A 17,185-nucleotide genomic window follows, 5' to 3' on the forward strand; every position below is an offset into this window, starting at 1 on the left:
ACTTAACTCCTTTGACGCGTTGTTAATTGCTGCAACAAAGGTTCCGCTGCAGATAAATAATGTAGAGGGATCGCAAGTGATTTCGCAATATCAGCCACAAAGTTTTGATGCGTTAGATACTGCTGACTTAATGAATCACGTGTTTTCTTTGATGAAAAATTAAGCCATGCAGATTGCTCTTTATCAGCAACATGTTCATAGCCTCTAAATTGTGTTTGTCCTTGTTCTAGTGGGTCATGGATTTGGACAAACTGAATTCGATTATGTTGACGTAATTGTGTTAAACGTCGCTTATCATTAAGCGATAATTGGTTAAAATCGCTGATAATAATAATTTCACTGCCTTTAGAACAAAGGTGGTGTAACCGTTTTAATGCATCAGAAAAGTTAAATTGTTGAGGCTGTTCTAATGCATTTAATGCTAACTGCTGTGATTCAATTAGCTTATTGATGATATGAAGTGGACCTTGCTGGCGTGCCGTTGGCTTACATTCATTAACATTCAAACCGTTATAAATTACTGCCCCTATACGATCTTGTTCACTTATAGCAAGCCAGCTTAATAAGCTAGCAAAGTGAGCTGCTTGAACAGATTTCAGCATTAATTGTGAGCCGAATTGCATGCTTCGGCTTAAATCAATAAGCAACATAACGGGTTGCTCGCGCTCTTCGGTAAAGAGTTTGGTATGTGTTTTGCCAGTTCGTGCGGTTACACGCCAATCAATAGCTCTAATATCATCACCAGCTTGGTAGGGACGTACTTCTGAGAAGTTCATCCCACGTCCTTTGTGGCGACTTTGATGTAGGCCATTTAACTGTGACCAGATACTGTGCGCTGGTGGCAACCAACGCACGGCCTGATTCTTATATTGCAGTAGCTCAGCCAAACACACATTAACCCCATCGCTATGGGGGGGCAGCGCTACGGTTAAGTGTGATTTGCTCATATACTAGCGACCTGTGAAATCAATTCTTCAACTACGCGATCTGCGGCAATCCCTTCAGCTTGTGCTTCATAGCTAAGTAATAAGCGATGACGTAAAACAGGATATGCCATTATTTGAATATCTTCTGGTGTAACAAAATCACGACCACTTAGCCAAGCGTGAGCTCGAGCACAACGATCAAGGGCTAATGTTGCACGTGGGCTAACACCCATTTGAAGCCAATCTTTAAGCTGAGAGCTGAACTTGTCAGATTGACGTGTCGCCATGACGAGACGAATAATGTAATGCTCTACATCTTCTGCCATATGAATGTTAAGCACTTCTTTTCGCGCAGCAAAAATATCATGTTGGCTAATATGAATAGGCTCTGCTTTTTCAATACCTAATGCTTCACCACGGTTCAGACGTAATATCTCTAATTCACTTTCAGCACTAGGATAATCGACATTAAGTTGTAATAAGAAACGGTCTAATTGTGCCTCAGGCAGTGGGTAAGTACCTTCTTGCTCAATGGGGTTTTGCGTTGCCATTACGAGGAATAACTCAGGTAATGGGTATGTTTTTCGACCAGCAGTGATCTGCTTTTCAGCCATCGCTTCAAGCATTGCAGCCTGTACTTTTGCTGGTGCTCGGTTGATTTCATCTGCAAGAATTAATGAGTTGAAAATAGGACCGGGTTGAAAAATAAACTCGGCAGTTTCAGGACGAAAAATATCAGTACCTGTTAAATCAGAAGGTAATAGATCGGGCGTAAACTGAATACGGTGAAAATCACCTTCAATACAATCAGAAAGCACTTTAACAGCGCGTGTTTTTGCCAGTCCTGGAGGACCCTCTACAAGGATGTGTCCATCAGCCAGTAAAGCAATTAATAACTGTTTCACTAAATCGGGTTGACCAATGACTTGGCTTTGTAAGTAGTGATTTAATCGTTGAAAAGTACTCGCTAACATAAATTCATTTTCCTATAGAGCTTACTTAATACATTAAGTAAAAAACCTGAGACTATCTAATATGGCTTTAGTTCACGTTTTTTAGATTATCAGAATAGCTGTTAACCATTCATTCGATACGTTTCATGGCGTTTTATATATATCAGGGCAGCAAGAAAGTTATCAAGTCACTTATGTCGTCTTATGTTTTGAATTACTGCAAACAAAGGTTGAGATAGAGCTGCTCAAAAAGTAAACGCTAAGTAGTATTTCAAAGATGGCGCATAACTTTTCTCACAACGTCTTAATAAGAAATGCATTATTAACAAATATATAACGTGTTTTATTGCACGGTTAACAAGATTTCTAACAGTATTTTTTTTATTGGAATAATAAATTTATCCAAGAATGCTCTGATATTAATCCATAAATATATTGTTAAATTCAAATTTGTCACTTTAGTTATATTGATACTTTTGTTAATACCAGTGACAAATAGCGTTGAAATTGTTAATTCCTTTCTTGCCATCAATATGCATCTGTGTTGTTATATTAAATATGCAACGTGTTTGTAATACATTTGTATTATATGCGGCTTAATATGTGAGCTATGTTGTATTAATGATTAGATAGAGCTCATAGGTTGAATTGTTTAAATTTATGGAACAAACCTTGAGCTTATTAAGTGTATTAATAATTTGATAGAAAGGAAGGAGCCTTAAATGAGTAAGGTAGCATTAGTTACAGGTGCTAAAGGTGGTATTGGTTCATCGATCACTCAAGCATTAGTCGATGCAGGTTTTCGAGTAGTTGCAACATATTATCCAACAGGTGAAAAAGCGGCTCAAGAGTGGTTCGCGGATAATAATTATTCATCTGAGTCTGTTCGACTATTTCCACTCGACGTAACTGATACGAATTACTGTCAAGAAGCGTTAGCAACATTGCTTCAGGAAGAAGGTCAAATCGATGTGCTAGTTAACAACGCAGGTATCACTAAAGATACGACATTCAAGCGTATGACTGCTGATCAATGGAATGCAGTAATCAACACAAATTTAAATAGTCTGTTCAATGTTACTCAGCCTTTATTCGACTCAATGTGTAATAAAGGTAATGCTCGCATTATTAATATTACATCAGTAAATGGACTTAAAGGTCAGTTTGGTCAAGCAAACTATTCAGCAGCTAAAGCTGGCATGATTGGCTTTACAAAAGCACTAGCAGCAGAAGGCGCACGTGCTGGCGTAACGGTAAATGCGGTCGCTCCTGGTTATACCGGCACGCCAATGGTTGAAGCGATTAAACCTGAAATACTTGATTCAATTAAAGCTGAAATTCCGATGCGCCGTTTAGCGCTACCACAAGAAGTAGCGGCAACAGTGACATTTTTAGCAAGTGATGCAGCAGCCTATATTACTGGTGAAACATTATCAGTAAATGGCGGCTTATACATGAACTGATCAAGATTGACTGATTATTGAATTTTTAAGTAAGGACGCGAATTAATATGGCTAGGGTATTTATTGTTGCTGCAAAACGTACACCAATCGGTAGTTTTAGCGGCGCACTAAAATCAGTAACAGCAGCAGAACTTGGCGCAGCCGCAATCAAAGGCGCGTTAGCAGAAACATCAGTACCAGTAGAAGCGATTGATGAAGTGATTTTCGGAAATGTCGTTGGTGCTGGTCAAGGTATGGGACCGGGTCGACAAGCAGCTTTAAAAGCGGGCATTCCTAATGAAGTACCTGCATACACATTAAACATGGTGTGTGGTAGTGGTATGAAAGCGGTAATGGATGCTGCCGCCCACATCAAAGCAGGTGATGCTGATATCGTGGTTGCTGCAGGCGCAGAAAACATGTCTCAAATTCCATTTTGTGCATCATCGAAAATTCGTGATGGGCAAAAAATGGGTAATCTGGAACTTAGCGATTTATTAATTGCTGACGGTTTAACGGATGCCTTTAATAATTACCACATGGGTGTAACCGCTGAGAATGTTGTTGAGAAAGTAGGCTTAACACGTGAACAGCAAGATAATTTCGCACTAGCGAGCCAACAAAAAGCCGTTGCTGCTATTGAGCAAGGCAAGTTTGTTGATGAAATTACACCTGTAGAAGTAGTAGGTCGTCGTGCAACGGTTATTGTTGATACCGATGAGTACCCGAAACAAGATGCTTCAATCGAAGGTCTGGCAAAACTACGTCCTGCATTTAAACGTGATGGTTCTGTTACTGCAGGTAACGCATCAGGTATTAATGATGGCGGTAGTGCAATTATTGTTGTTTCAGAAGCGGCAGTAAATAAATATAACCTTACGCCACTTGCTGAAATTGAAAGTTATGCCCAAGCAGGTATTGCTCCTGAAATCATGGGCTTAGGGCCTGTGCCAGCAGTACTTAAAGCATTAGATAAAGCACAACTATCAATTGATAAAATTGAGCGTTTAGAGTTTAACGAGGCTTTTGCTGGCCAAGCGCTGGGTGTGCTTTATGAAGTAGCAAAAGAAACGAATTCAAAAGTTGAAGATCTCGTTGAACGTGCAAACGTCAATGGCGGAGCCATCGCTCTAGGTCACCCATTAGGTGCATCAGGTAATCGTATTTTAGTGAGCTTATTACATGAAATGCGCCGCCGCGAAGATAAGTACGGTATTGCGACCTTATGTGTAGGTGGTGGTATGGGTACAGCGGTCATTCTAAAACGCGTTTAATTTTTATCTAAATATCGGCGCTGTATGAGGATACATGCAGTGCTTTATTACTATCAATGAGGAAAGATCTATGTATACGGAAATGTTTAAGTCGTTCTCTGAACAAACTGAGAAATCTCTAGCACCATACGTTAAGTTCAACAAACTATTCACTAAGAATGTTGAAGAACTAACTGAACTTCAACTTGCTGCTGTTCGCGCATACAGTGATTTAGGTCTGTCTCAGCTTAAAGCTGTTAGCGAAGTAAAAGATATCCAATCTCTAACTGCGTTCAATAGCCAACAACTTGAAACGTTGACTAAGCTTTCTAAGCAGCTTATTGATGATAGCAACAAGTTCAACGCTGTTGCTCAATCATTCAAAACAGAAGTAGAAGAGCTTGTTGCTGACAATGTTAAAAAAGCAACGCCAGTAGCTTAAGGTTTATTTCTAGTCGCTCTCATTTATATGAGGGCGACTTTTTTGTTACAGCTTATCTCAATTATGCTGAGTCAACTGTTCCTTAGTGTAATTGAATTAGTCCAAGTACAGGGTTTTTGTTATGAACAATCACTTCTTTTCGGACTACTTTGCCAAGCTCCAAGATATGAACCAGCTATGGTGGAAGGAGTTAGACTCCGGCAAGGCAGCCATGAACACCCCATTAAATAAAGCGCTGAATGATATTAATTTGGAAGATACTGCAGAGTTTTTTGAAAAAGCAGCATCACAGCCAGCAGCACTTGCTCAAGTCCAAATGGATTGGTGGGAAAAACAAGTAAAAATCTGGCAGAACATCGCGATGCCATCAACTGATGGTGGACAATCTCTAATTAAGCCAGCAAAAGATGATAAACGTTTTAGCGATCCTGCGTGGGAAAATGAAGCGTTTTACAATTATATTAAGCAATCTTATTTGCTTTTTAGCGACTCAATGCGTGAAGCGATTGATTCTATTGAAGGTGTTGATGAGAAGGCAAAAGAGCGTTTAGGCTTTTTTTCACGCCAAGCAATCAATGCGATGTCGCCAACAAACTTTGTTACTACAAACCCAGAACTGGCTAAGTTGACCGTTGAAACTAATGGTGAAAACTTAATTAAAGGGATGGAGTTACTGCAAGAAGACATGCAGAGCAGTGCGGATGTTCTGAAAATTCGCATGACTAATCGCGACGCATTCCAACTGGGTGTCAATATTGCAAATACTGATGGTGACGTCGTATTTAAGAATGAGTTATTTGAACTTATTCAATATAAGCCATTAACTGAAAATGTTAATAGTACACCATTGTTAATTGTTCCTCCGTTTATCAATAAATATTATATCCTTGATTTACGTGAAAATAACTCAATGGTTCGTTGGCTTGTAGAGCAAGGTCATACTGTCTTTATGATGTCTTGGAGAAATCCAGGTACACCACAAAGGGAGGTGGATTTTGAAAACTATGTACTAGACGGTGTTATCCCTGCCGTTGACGCTATTGAAGATATCACTGGCGAAAAACAAATCAATGCAGCGGGTTACTGTATTGGTGGTACATTATTAGCTACTACTCTGGCGTATTACGCAGCAAAACGCATGCGTAATCGTATTAAATCAGCAACATTCTTCACAACATTACTCGATTTTTCACAACCGGGTGAAATTGGTGCTTATGTTAATGATCCATTAGTATCAGCAATTGAAGCACAGAACGATGTAAATGGTTATATGGACGGCCGCTCTTTGAGTGTGACGTTTAGTTTATTGCGTGAAAATAGCCTTTATTGGAATTATTATGTCAATAATTACTTAAAAGGTAATAGCCCAATAGACTTCGATTTACTTTATTGGAACGGTGATAGTACGAATGTTACAGCTGCATGTCATAGTACTATTTTACGCGAGTTTTATTTAAATAATAAGTTAGTCGATAATAAAGGAATAAAAATTGGTGGTGTTTTTATTGATTTATCTAAAATCAAAGTACCAACATACTTTATTTCTACTCAAGAAGATCATATCGCTTTATGGCAAGGTACATACAGAGGCGCTCAGAAATTAAGTGGGAAGTCGACATTTGTACTAGGAGAGTCTGGTCATATTGCTGGGATTGTAAATCATCCTAAAAAGAATAAATATGGTTTTTGGCTAAGTGATAAGCAAGAAGAAAACCCAGAATCTTGGTTAGATAATGCTAAACGTCAAGATGGCTCTTGGTGGACGCATTGGGATACTTGGTTAGGGGATTTTAATAAGAAAGAAAAAGTGCCGGCACGCGAAATTGGAAGTGATAATTATAAAGCACTTTATACAGCGCCTGGAGATTATGTGAAAGAAACACTGCCACTTAAATAACTCCTCTGAATGAATAAGGCTCAGCATTATAAATGCTGAGCTTTTTTTTTGACATAAATATGATATTTTAAATCAGCCATTTTAGATAAAATGTATATACTAGTTGTGATTCATGTATTATTTAACGATTTACGATGTTGATATCTGAACAAAAATAAAAATAATTGTCAGAATGTAGAATTTTCCTATTGGAAATAAAACGGGCGTGTTAATGAATAGAAAAACTCTTGAAGTAGCCGATGATGGTTATTCATTTATAATTAATTTTTTTGATTTTTTAGTTATAAATTTCTCTCTTACTCTTGTCTATGCATTTTTTGCCCAAGAACCATCACCGTTTGATTTATTATACGGTATTTTTATCAGCGTTACTTTCGTCGGTTGTGGCCACTACGTTGGTTTTTATGACAAAGAAAATCGTGCTAACTATCGACGAATGACTTTGCGCTTATTAGGTAACTTTTTACTTGTTGAGTTCTGTGTTTTATCGATAACGTTTTTCTTCGCTTTCATTGATCATGTCAATGTACGGGGCTTTATTGGAAATATAGGACTTTCGTGGTTTTTATTATCGTTTCTGATTATTTGGAGTTCGCGTGTTGCTGTTTATTATGTAACTAAATACATTGGTCGCCATAAAAAAACACATCGTATTGCTATTCTAGGAATGACAACAGCGGGTTTAGCAATAGAGAAAGCATTATTAGAGAAATACAAAAATACGAATTTTGAAATTAGTTATTATGATGATCGTGGTGAAGAACGCTTTAGTTATTTAACGAAATCTCAGTGTAAAGGGAAAGTTAACAAGCTTATTTCCTTTGCAAAAAAAGGCGAAATTGATGATGTGTATGTCGCTTTGCCTATGGTTGCCAAAGAACGTATACATTTCTTCTTACATCAGTTATCAGATACAACGGTTGATACTTTTGTGGTACCTGATCTCTTTACTTATAATTTGAATGCTTCTCAAATTTGTCGTGTGGGTAATGTGGAGACATTGAGTGTTTTTGCGAGTCCTTTTGAAGGTATTGGTGATTACATTAAGCGTCTGGAAGATTTGATTATTGGTAGTGTGATTACGCTTCTTATCTCACCTGTACTTATCGCTGTTGCTATCGGTGTTAAATTGAGTTCGCCTGGTCCTATTTTATTTAAGCAAGATCGTTATGGTCTTCGTGGTAACAAAATTAAAGTGTGGAAATTCCGTTCCATGAAAGTAATGGAAAATAACCATGTGGTGAAACAAGCAACTAAAAATGATCCACGAGTGACTAAATTCGGTGCGTTTATTCGTCGAACATCACTAGATGAATTGCCACAGTTTATTAATGTATTGCAAGGCACCATGTCGATTGTAGGTCCGCGTCCTCACGCTGTCGCACACAATGAAGAATATCGAATTCTTGTCGATAACTATATGATTCGTCATAAAATCAAACCTGGCATCACGGGGCTTGCACAAATAAGTGGTTATCGTGGTGAAACGGACACGCTTGATAAGATGGAAAAACGAATTCAATATGATATTCGTTATATGCAGAATTGGAGCTTAGTCTTAGATTTAAAGATTATTTTCTTAACCATTTTTAAAGGCTTTGTCAGCGAAACGGCATATTAATTAACCTCCATTACTGGATTGAAATTATTTTTTGCATTTTTTGAGTTTTTTAATTTTCTGTTGTCTATTATGTTGTAACGACGGGCTTTATTTAATATTTGGAGCGGGTAATGACTAAACTAGCAACTATTGAAGGTATCGGTGAAGTATATGCGGCTAAATTAGAAGCGGCAGATGTCCATACGATGGAGCAATTATTAGATAAAGGTCAGAAACCTGCAGGCCGAAAAGCTATTGCTGAAGCAACGGGCATTAGTAGTAAATTAGTATTAAAGTGGATTAACCGAGCTGATTTATCTCGTGTTAAAGGTATTAGCACTCAATACGCTGATTTATTAGAGTTTTCTGGTGTTGATACGGTTCCAGAACTTGCGCAGCGTAATGCAGAAAATTTACATGAAAAAATGCTAGAAGTGAATGAAGAAAAGGCACTAGTTCGTCAATTACCGGCATTGAAAAGTGTTCAAGATTGGATTGCACAAGCGAAGGAATTGCCTCGAGCAATTGAATATTAATATTTTATCTAATTAGAAAGCAGCCATTTTGGCTGCTTTTTTATTATTTGAAATATATAGTCGCCTATAGAAATAAAGGATTTGAATGGAGTTTGGGATGATGAACGGGCGTTCTATTAATTGTTTCGTAATAAGTTGCTTAGTAATGATGCTCTTAAGCCTACCGACACAGGCGAAAAACTACAGTGTTGCAGATACGTCAAAAATAGAGCCAAGTATTGAGTTTAATCTTGATGGGCAAGTAACCAATCAGCGTTTATGCTTCTATGAGGATAAAGCTTATTCATTGGGCGCGATTATTGATATCGATGGTTATAAACTTCAGTGTGCTGTTGAAAATGAAGTGGAATTAAACGGTCGCTTAATGTGGAAAAACTTAGTACCAGTAAAATAAAAGAAAGCCAGCAATGATTATCTATATTGATAATCATTGCTGGCTTAAGCGAAAGAACAATAATTACTTAGCTAGAGAGCGGCTACGAAGTTCGAAAATTAGCTTCTCAGCACTGCATTCGAATTGAATACGCGCTGTTAATTCAGTGCTATTTTCATCTACTGGGGTTGTTTCAACTTTGTAGTTAGCATTCACTTCTTTTGCTAGTGCAAGGTAGTTTGCTAATTCTACTTCTAGTGCATCTTTACCTTGAGCAAAGATTTGAACGTCTGCAGTATCATCGTTTTCTTTGATGATAAAACCGAGTTCACCTGATACACCACATGCTTCACAAACTTGGTATTCTTCTTTTTCAATAGTCATAACTTTAATCCCCATCGGTTAAGGGGCTATTCTAGAACGTTGTGATGTAGATCGCTATTCATTAATAATGAAAAGTGAGTTTCATATATCTAAATTGATAAAAAATTAACATAGATTAGCCATATAAGCGTGTGATGTGAGCAAAAGTTTGCTCAAATGGGTACGCTTCAAGTTGACCAAAACCATCAAATTGCTTGGCTTTTATCTTGGTGGTCAATGGTGTTGTCATACCATTTAAAAATCGTGTAATAGCAGCAACAGATGGTGCTATATCACATGCATTGATGAATTGATCGCACCATTGGGTTAAAACGTGATCGGAAACCTCTGGTAGTGTCGGTAATGGTGGCAATGTGATACTTTTTCCTCGACAAACAGAGCAATGGTTACAATGTTCCGGAGCATGATGATCAGCAAAATAACGCGCTAATTGATAACTTAAACAGGTTTTGCTTTCAAAAAAATCAATCATACTATTGATACGTTTTATTTCACTATGCTCTTTTTGTTGGAAAAGTTGATACAGTGCCTCACTCTCAACACCGATATCAAAGTGATGATTTTTGATAGCATATACGTCAGTCATTTGTTTACTTTCTAAAGTGATCCAACCTTTTTCATTAAAATAGTCAATCGCAGCAACAACACGTTTTCTATCTGCATTATAGCCTTGCCATAATGCGTCCATATCTAGTGTATTCCATACTCTTGCTTTTGTTGAACAAGCAAAAATTGCTTCGACGAACTGGCGACGCTCATTATTAAAATGCGATAAAATTTCATGCTGGCTAATGTTGAGCTTGTAACGGTAATCAGCAAAATAAGTATATTGAGGCTCAATGATCTGGCGAATCTCTAAATAGACCAATAGTGTTTTTAAAGGCAATAATCGAATATTGGCATCTTTTGATAGCCGATTATTCATTACTTCCCACTGTTGTGATTGTGCTTTGATTTCATGTAATACGGTTGCTATCGAACTGCGATCAGGCGTATCTCCATAAATGAAATTTTGTAGCACATTTAGACCTGATTTATTTGCAATGACTGTGCAGGTTGAGTTTTCACCATCACGACCAGCACGACCTATTTCCTGACTATAGTTTTCAATTGATTTTGGTAGATCGAAGTGTATCACTTGGCGAATATCAGATTTGTCGATCCCCATGCCAAAGGCGATGGTGGCAACAATGCAATTGATTTCTCCTGCCATAAACTGTTGTTGTATATGCTGGCGGCGATCGGCATCCATACCTGCATGGTAAGCTTGAGCGGGAATATGATTACTTGTGAGAGTTGCCGCAATCTCTTCTGCAGTATGCTGTAAAGTGACGTAAACAATAGATGGTGTATTGGGTTGTGCTATCAATTGTTGCTGTAGTACATCCAATTTTTCATCATCTTGGGCTGCCAAAATAGAGAGATCAAGATTCTTGCGATAGAAACCTGTTACGACGATATCATCTTTTGCAATATTGAATTTATCTTGCATATCATTAATAACAGCTGGCGTCGCCGTGGCTGTTAGTAGTAATACTTGTGGAATATTTAAAGACTGTTGGTAATAAGGTAATTTCAGGTAATCGGGTCTGAAATTGTGCCCCCACTCCGAAATACAGTGAGCTTCATCAACGACGAGTAATGAGATAGGGACTTGACTGATAAAATGTCTAAAGCGCTCATTTTTCAATCGCTCAACAGAGATCATTAATACTTTAATTTCGCCTTGGCGAATATTTTGCATAACTTGCTGAGTCTGTTGCCAAGTTTGGCTTGAGTCGATAGATGCTGCGGGAATACCTTTTGATGCAAGGAAATCCAACTGATCTTTCATTAATGCTAAGAGTGGTGAGATCACCAATGTTAAGTGTGGTAATTCAATTGCTGGGAGTTGGTAACACAGTGATTTACCCGAGCCAGTAGGAAAAATAGCGGCTGCAGAATGGCCATCAAGAACACGAGTAATGACTTCTTCCTGACCTGTTCTAAGAGAATCAAAACCAAAATATTTTTTAAGTGTTTGATGATACATGCTGAATACTCAATTGTCTTAATTGATAGCATCATACCGTATGTTGATGTCATAAGGGGAATGAGATATTAAATCACGTTACAAAATTGCGAAATAATTATCGTTGTATTCCTACCGACTAAATATATTTAAAGGAATATGTAAATGGAAACCATAAGCATCATTCTCACTATACGACGTGATATACAAACGTGTATCAGAATCAAAACTTATGGCGATATTTGCTTCTTGATAGTGAGATGATGTTGGTTTTAACGAAAGTGGCTGAAAATTGTTTAACGCTTTGTTTGCACATAAGCCAGCATGGAAAAATGATAGTTGGAGGAGTGTATTACAGTTTGAAGAATCAAACGTTAATGCTGTTTTTGCTTCGAAGGTAGTAATAGGGGAATGATTATTAAAACTATACGCTGATGGTGATGAAAGAAGCACAAAAAACAATAAGTATAATTTCATTGGTCTTTCTCGTTATTGGGATATAACAAGAAAATGCATATAGTGTTCCAATATGATGTTTATTGCTAATTATTCGAGAAAAAGGAAAAATAAATCGTTTGTAGATAACGTGTGAACGCATCCTTGCGTTGCTGTTTACTTAGTGTTTTGTGATTTTATCAAGATATCCCATAGCAAAAGCAGATAATACAAAGGTAATATGAATGAGCAGGTACCATATTAATTTTGAGTTATCAATATTTTCTATATTCATAAATATTTTTAATAAATGAATTGAAGATATTGCAACAATAGAGGCTGATACTTTGTTTTTCAATGAGCTTGCATCAAGTTTACCTAACCAGCCTAATTTGTCGTCATGATCATCGAGATCTAGGCGTGAAACGAAGTTTTCATAGCCAGAAAACATCACCATAACAACGAGTCCGCCAACAAGAGCAATATCAACAAGTGAAAGAATAATCAGAACTAAGTCCATACTTTTCATTGTGATAATAACTGGGATTAGATCAAATATCTCTTGAAAGAATTTCACTGAAAGTGCCAATAACACAAAGCTGAGACCGAAGTAGATAGGTGCCATTAACCAACGTGACCCATACATTATTCGTTCAAATAGTTTTTCCATCACAAAGTGTCTCGTAAAAGGGGGGGAAGGGTAATCTAAAGTGGGATTTTAGATCGAAAATCTAGAAGTGAATAGTTAGAATGCACGATGAAAGCATTTTTTGCTGAAAATTTTATGCCTGAAGTAAATAAAAGGCTCTATCTTAAGATTACAGATAGAACCTCTTTACTGATTAAAAAGAAAAACCAATACCACCTGCATTATCGTAATGGTTGTAGTCAGAGATCGAAATACCGTAACCACTTTCTAACATCATATATCCACGTAGGCGCTTATAGATTGGAAAACTCCAGGTAATGCGCTCATAACCACGTGAAAATCCACTTTCTAAAGCGTTACGCACGGTTAATGAAATCAGATTATTATTATCAACAGCCCAGTTCATGCTGATGCGTCCGTATCCCATGTAGTTGGTAATATCTTTATTGTAATCTTTTGCACCAAAGTCGAGACGTAGCCATGGCTTGATACTTAATGTGTAGTTGTTATGTTCGAATGTGAAATCAGCAAATGCACGATTCCAGCTTCTTTCTTGTTCGCCGCCTCTACCATTAGATTCATGGACGAGACCAACCGTTGTTCCAGCATACCCCAAAGCATTATTTTCGGCTTTTTCAGGAAGGGTCCAAAAAATAGATGGCTCATATTCAGTGTCCCTAAAATAGGCTGAAGAAGCGTACGCTTGCCAATTTGAACGCTGTGTATAAGTAACATAGAGCTTGTCGTTTCTATTTAAAACACCAGATGCTAAACGGTACTTTAGGCTGATCTGAAAGTTAACGTTGTACTTACTTAATTTACCGTCTTCAGGAATAATCGATTGGTATTCTTGATAGTTAGGTTTTTGAGTGTAGTAAAAAGGTAGAACGTAATTGTCTTTGTACTGCTGAAGCAATAGATTATTTGAGCTTGAGTAATCTAACGAGTTATTAACCACTTCTTTAGCTAAAACATTACTAGAAAAAAAAGAACAGCCAATTAGCAGGGTAGAAAAAAGTAGAGGGTATCTAATTGGTTGCCATACAAATTGCGTCATAATTTTTATCGTCACAGTCATTTAAGAGTAAATTCTTATTATCATAGACAGAATTTTTATATTATGTATACAGATATTAATGAAATCATAAATTGGTTGGGTTTATTTATTAAAATAAGTATGAAAAAGGGACGTATTACAATACGTCCCTTGGATAAGATATCTGGCTATGTGGTTACTATTGTGATTCGATTTCCACTTTAAACAGTACTGCATAAAGTAGTGGAATAATCACCAAAGTTAAAATGGTTGCAAACAATAAACCAAACATGATTGTTACTGCCATACTCTTGAAGAAAGGATCAATAAGTAAAGGAGCAACGCCTAAAATTGTGGTTAATGCACCAAGTAAAACAGGGCGTGCACGACTTAAGGCTGAGTCAATAATCGCTTGATAAGGTGTTTTGCCTTCTTTTATTTCTACATCTGTTTGGTCAACCAGAACAATCGCATTTTTAACCATCATACCAATTAAGCTAAGGAAGCCAAGAATAGCCATAAACTCGAAAGGTGTTTGGAAAATAACCAGACCAATGGTAACGCCAATAATAGCTAATGGCGCTGTTAGCCAAATAATCAATGGCTGTTTTAATGCATTAAACATAAATATCACGGATAAAATCATCGCAGCAAAACCATAAGGTGCAGAAATCGCGAGTCCTTCATTTGCGTCTTTTGATGCTTTATATTCACCGTACCATGTCAATTTATAACCTGGTGGTAACTCGATAGCTTCGATTTTTCCACGCAGTTCATTAAATGCATCGGCCGTCAGTACACCTGGTGCAGGATCTGCCTGAACCAAAATGGTTGGTATACGGTTAATTCGACGTAAGATGGCATCTTCCCACGTGACATTAACAGACTCGATTAATTGGCTAACAGAGATTGGTCCATTGACCATACGACTATGGACTTCTGTGTTTTCAATAGCACGTTCATGAGTACGTTCACTTTCTGGCGCACGAACAACAATTGGAATTAAGTCATTTCCTTCACGATATACACCAACCGTTCGACCTGATAGCGTTTGTGCAATTGCTTGGCTAATTTCCTGATTGGTTAGTCCATAACGTTGCGCTTTTTCTGTTGAATAAACAGGTTTAATAACTGGTACTTGTTGACGCCAATCATCTTGAACGGCAATCAAGTTTTGATCAGACAGCATGATTGACTTCGCTTGTTCAGCAAGATCACGTAGGACTCTACTGTCAGGGCCTTGGAAACCGGCTTCAATTTTTTTACCGCCCCCACGACCTAGCATGAATTTCCATACTTTGATCGAGGCTTCTGGGTATTTATTATCAAGCTCAGTTTGTAACTCAACAAGTAATGGGGCTATGTTACGGTAATCATCAATATCAATCAGTAATTGACCATAACTTGGATTGCGTGCTTCTGGTGCATAAGTAAGCATAAAGCGTAAGCCACCACCACCAATGAAACTTGAGATATTCCCGATACCTTCTTTATTGGTAATATCTTGTTCAATCCGAGCGATCGTTTTTTCTGTATTGGTGATGTCTGTTCCCTGAGGAAGGTAGACATCAACAACAAATTGCGCACGTTGTGATTCTGGCATAAAGCCAGGTGGTACAAATTTCATTCCCCAAATAGCGCCAACCAGTGTTGCCAGTAGCAATGCCCCAGTTATTTTTCGGTGTGACAAAACCCAAGTTAATAAAGCTTTGTAACTTTCTACAATTTTACTTGGCTTAGTATCTTGTTGTTTGATCTTAACTTTTAAGAACTGATGGCACAGTAACGGTGTTACGGTAACAGCAAAGACCCAGCTAAGTAACATTGAGTATAAGATCACCCAAAATAGCGAACCGGCATATTCACCCATATCTGACGGTGATAAGCCAATCGCACTGAAAGCACAAATACCCACAACAGTACCGCCTAAAAGCGGCCATTTAGTTGCATTGACAACCTCTGGAATAACGACATTACGATCTTCATTGTTTTGGAGGCGTACCAGAATACTGTCAGTTACCACAATGGCATTATCTACTAACATGCCTAATGCGATGATCAGCGCACCTAACGAAATTCGTTGCATTGCGATGTCATCAATTAACATGATGCATAGAGTACCAGCCACTGTTAAAAGCAATACAAAGCCAATAATCACGCCAGATCGAATACCCATAAATAGCAGTAAAACGATGAAAACAATCACCACAGCAGCAATCAAGTTATCTATAAAATTCGTTACCGAATCACGAACAGAGTCTGATTGCATTGAGATAATATGAAGATCCATACCCAGTGGACGTTGGTTTTCAAGTTCAGCAATACGCGCTTTAACCGCATCACCCATATCAACCACGTTACCACCAGTGACATTGGAAATACCAAAGCCAATCGCCCGTTCACCATTAAAGCGCATTAGCATGCTAGTGGGTTCTTGATAACCTCGGCTAACATCGGCAATGTCTTTTAAACGTAAAACAGTATGGTTATCACCAATACCAATTTGAAGGTTACGTAAATCTTCAAATGAATTAACGTTAGGTGTTGGAATAACAGGTAAACGCATACCATTAGATGTCAGACTACCTGCAACATTAACAATATTTTGTTTTTGTAATACTGATAAAACGTTATCAACTGATAAACCGTAATTAGCTAAGCGCTCACTGGTGATCTCAACAAAAATACCTTCTTGTTGTTCTGCCAACGTTGCCGTTTTAGCAACCCCAGGTACCAATACAAGTTCACGACGCAGTGAATCAACGTAGTCTTGTATTTGCTTATCGGTAAAGCCTTCTCCCGTTACAGCGAAAAATAGGGCATAAACATCAGAGAAGTCATCGTTTACGATTGATGGGCCAGCACCAGGAGGAAGAAGACGTTGGGCATCAACAACTTTACGACGTAGCTTATCCCAAACTTGTTGAAGCGCTGCCTGATCTTTTGAAAATTCAAGTTTTATCTCAACAGTAACTTCTGACATTCCTTGTTTGGAAACAGACTTAACTTCTTTTAGTTCCTGTAAAGATTGCACCGCACCTTCAATGACATCTGTTACTTCGTCGGAAACTTCTTGTGCTGTTGCACCTGAATAAGGGGTAACAATGACGGCTTGGCGGATCACAAATTCAGGATCTTCAAAACGACCTAGCTTTAAGTAACTGATGTAACCGCCAATTAAGATCAGTGCAATGATCACCCAAACACTTGTTCGTTTGGCGATGGTATAGCGAGCGATATCCATCTAT

15 protein-coding genes are annotated in these 17,185 nt (G+C 37.9%); 7 read left to right on the forward strand and 8 right to left on the reverse strand.

What is annotated here, in order from left to right:
* Window positions 1-2: 2 nt before the first annotated feature.
* Both C9J42_RS12675 and C9J42_RS12680 read right to left on the reverse strand, forming a co-directional pair.
* Window positions 3-947, reverse strand: coding sequence for a DUF58 domain-containing protein (locus tag C9J42_RS12675; protein ID WP_045130227.1), 945 nt, complete (start codon window positions 945-947; stop codon window positions 3-5).
* Window positions 944-1,900: a MoxR family ATPase gene (locus C9J42_RS12680; RefSeq protein WP_107302049.1), complete on the reverse strand. Its 957-nt coding sequence runs from the start codon at window positions 1,898-1,900 to the stop codon at window positions 944-946. Before C9J42_RS12680 ends, C9J42_RS12675 begins: the two co-directional genes overlap by 4 nt.
* A 701-nt stretch (window positions 1,901-2,601) precedes the next feature.
* On the opposite strand from C9J42_RS12680, the gene C9J42_RS12685 reads away from it, so the two are divergent.
* From C9J42_RS12685 to C9J42_RS12715, 7 genes are all read left to right on the forward strand, one after another.
* A complete protein-coding gene (locus C9J42_RS12685; RefSeq protein ID WP_107206999.1) occupies window positions 2,602-3,342 on the forward strand; it encodes an SDR family oxidoreductase in 741 nt (246 codons plus the stop codon).
* A gap of 47 nt (window positions 3,343-3,389) precedes the next feature.
* A complete protein-coding gene (locus tag C9J42_RS12690) occupies window positions 3,390-4,595 on the forward strand; it encodes an acetyl-CoA C-acetyltransferase (RefSeq protein ID WP_107206998.1) in 1,206 nt (401 codons plus the stop codon).
* 70 nt (window positions 4,596-4,665) lie between these two features.
* The gene (locus tag C9J42_RS12695) at window positions 4,666-5,016 is read left to right on the forward strand and encodes a phasin family protein (protein ID WP_005364186.1); all 351 of its coding nucleotides are present in this window, start codon (window positions 4,666-4,668) and stop codon (window positions 5,014-5,016) included.
* 121 nt (window positions 5,017-5,137) lie between these two features.
* Complete coding sequence (phaC, locus tag C9J42_RS12700; protein ID WP_107206997.1) at window positions 5,138-6,913, forward strand: class I poly(R)-hydroxyalkanoic acid synthase; 1,776 nt, start codon at window positions 5,138-5,140, stop codon at window positions 6,911-6,913.
* A 211-nt stretch (window positions 6,914-7,124) separates the two neighbouring features.
* A complete protein-coding gene (locus C9J42_RS12705; RefSeq protein ID WP_107246813.1) occupies window positions 7,125-8,534 on the forward strand; it encodes an undecaprenyl-phosphate glucose phosphotransferase in 1,410 nt (469 codons plus the stop codon).
* 110 nt (window positions 8,535-8,644) lie between these two features.
* Window positions 8,645-9,049, forward strand: coding sequence for a DUF4332 domain-containing protein (locus tag C9J42_RS12710; RefSeq protein WP_107302050.1), 405 nt, complete (start codon window positions 8,645-8,647; stop codon window positions 9,047-9,049).
* A gap of 97 nt (window positions 9,050-9,146) precedes the next feature.
* Window positions 9,147-9,443: a DUF1496 domain-containing protein gene (locus C9J42_RS12715; protein ID WP_233217733.1), complete on the forward strand. Its 297-nt coding sequence runs from the start codon at window positions 9,147-9,149 to the stop codon at window positions 9,441-9,443.
* Window positions 9,444-9,506: 63 nt separating this feature from the next.
* On the opposite strand, the gene C9J42_RS12720 is transcribed toward C9J42_RS12715, so the two are convergent.
* The 6 genes from C9J42_RS12720 to C9J42_RS12745 all read right to left on the reverse strand — a co-directional run bounded on the left by C9J42_RS12720 (window position 9,507) and on the right by C9J42_RS12745 (window position 17,181).
* Entirely contained in the window at window positions 9,507-9,806 is a 300-nt protein-coding gene (locus C9J42_RS12720; RefSeq protein ID WP_005364200.1) for a DUF406 family protein, read from the reverse strand.
* A gap of 115 nt (window positions 9,807-9,921) precedes the next feature.
* Complete coding sequence (locus C9J42_RS12725; protein ID WP_107246811.1) at window positions 9,922-11,838, reverse strand: ATP-dependent DNA helicase RecQ; 1,917 nt, start codon at window positions 11,836-11,838, stop codon at window positions 9,922-9,924.
* A gap of 111 nt (window positions 11,839-11,949) precedes the next feature.
* The gene (locus C9J42_RS12730; RefSeq protein WP_107206992.1) at window positions 11,950-12,294 is read right to left on the reverse strand and encodes a hypothetical protein; all 345 of its coding nucleotides are present in this window, start codon (window positions 12,292-12,294) and stop codon (window positions 11,950-11,952) included.
* Between the two features lie 139 nt (window positions 12,295-12,433).
* Complete coding sequence (locus C9J42_RS12735) at window positions 12,434-12,922, reverse strand: TIGR00645 family protein (protein WP_107206991.1); 489 nt, start codon at window positions 12,920-12,922, stop codon at window positions 12,434-12,436.
* 172 nt (window positions 12,923-13,094) lie between these two features.
* Window positions 13,095-13,958, reverse strand: a complete 864-nt coding sequence (locus C9J42_RS12740; RefSeq protein WP_107246885.1) for a phospholipase A — start codon at window positions 13,956-13,958, stop codon at window positions 13,095-13,097.
* A gap of 178 nt (window positions 13,959-14,136) precedes the next feature.
* Window positions 14,137-17,181, reverse strand: a complete 3,045-nt coding sequence (locus C9J42_RS12745; protein ID WP_107206990.1) for an efflux RND transporter permease subunit — start codon at window positions 17,179-17,181, stop codon at window positions 14,137-14,139.
* Window positions 17,182-17,185: the final 4 nt, after the last annotated feature.

The organism is Photobacterium sp. GB-56, from assembly GCF_003026105.1.
Taxonomy (GTDB): Bacteria; Pseudomonadota; Gammaproteobacteria; order Enterobacterales; family Vibrionaceae; genus Photobacterium.